The organism is Glycomyces sp. YM15 (assembly GCF_016918015.1).
Classification (GTDB): domain Bacteria; phylum Actinomycetota; class Actinomycetes; order Mycobacteriales; family Micromonosporaceae; genus Glycomyces.
This window is the reverse complement of the sequence record NZ_JAERMK010000059.1, coordinates 1-1,327: the sequence shown is the minus strand read 5'-3', so window position 1 is coordinate 1,327 and position 1,327 is coordinate 1. Positions and strand designations below refer to the sequence as shown.

The 1,327-nt window shown below is 66.1% G+C and carries 1 protein-coding gene; it reads left to right on the top strand.

Translation table 11 applies throughout. The annotated features are described in order from the left end of the window. Positions 1-131: 131 nt before the first annotated feature. Positions 132-1,297, top strand: a protein-coding gene (locus JHY01_RS26165; protein ID WP_205328670.1) for an IS3 family transposase whose coding sequence is annotated in 2 segments (ribosomal slippage) — positions 132-390 and positions 390-1,297 — 1,167 coding nt in all. Because the reading frame shifts where the segments join, the coding sequence is not laid out codon by codon here. Positions 1,298-1,327: the final 30 nt, after the last annotated feature.

The following is a 1,327-nucleotide window of genomic DNA, read 5'->3' as shown; positions in this document are numbered from 1 at the left end:
GGGGCTTAACCCTTTGACGTTGACACCTTGATCTCCCGGGCCGGTAGGGTTCGGGTTGCAAGGAGTGAAGAGTGTCGACCTCGAAGTATCATCGCCGGTTTCCCGAGGAGTTCAAGGCCGAAGCGGTCCAGATGTACCGCGACGATCCGGCCGCTACCTACGCCTCGGTCGCGAAGAATCTCGGTGTCTCGTCCGAGACGCTGCGGAACTGGGTGAAGCAAGCCCGCAAGCAGCAAGGCGAATCACCCCGTTTCCAGGCGCCTACCAGCGAGAACGAGGGCCTCGTAGGCTACGACGCCGTGATCGCTGAAGAGAACCGCCGCCTCCGCGCCGAGCTGGACAAGGTCAAAACCGAACGGGATATCCTGCGTAAAGCCGCGAAGTATTTCGCGGGCGAGACGAACTGGTGAGCCGTTTCCAGTTCGTCCACGAGCACCGTACGCGTTGGAGCGTCAAACGGCTCTGCGCTGCCCTGGAGGTCTCCAGGCAGGGCTACTACCAGTGGAGGGACCGCGCCCCGGCTCGGGCGGCGAAAGCCGCCTCGGACGCAGCGGCGACGGTGCGGATCAAGGCGTTCCACCGCCGCAGCAAGGGCACGTACGGGTCGCCGCGGATCACCGTCGATCTGCGCGAGGCCGGCGAGCAGGTCAACCGCAAGCGCGTGGCGCGCTTGATGCGGGTCGCCGGGATCGAGGGCGTCACGCTGCGCCGCCGGCGCCCGGCTCCGCCGCCCGAGGACCCGGGCGAAGCCGCGGTGCCAGACCGCCTCAAACGCGATTTCACCGCACCTGCGCCGAACGAACGCTACGTCGGCGACATCACGTACCTCCCGGTCGGGGACAGCTCGTTCCTCTACCTGGCCACGGTGATCGACCTGTTCAGCCGCCGCCTGGTCGGGTGGGCGATCGCCGACCACATGCGCACTGATCTGGTCGAAACCGCGCTGCGCCGCGCGCACTGCATCCGCGGCGGCCTGGCCGGTGCCCTGATACATACCGACCGCGGCTCGCAATACGTGTCCGCTCAGTTCGCCACGTGCTGCAAGGAACTCGGCGTAATGCAATCGCGGGCCCGGGTCGGCTCTTCCGCCGACAACGCCCTCGCCGAATCGTTCAACGCCACCCTCAAACGCGAAGTCCTGCAAGGACGCCGGACCTTCGCCAACGCCTTGGAAGCCCGCTTCCAGGTCGAGTCCTGGATCACCGATTACAACACGACCCGGAGACACTCGTCTCTGGGCCAGATCTCACCGATCGACTACGAACAGCGGCAGGCTAGCCTCGCCCTCGCCGCATAGGACGGTGTCAACACCAAAGGGGTAAGCCCC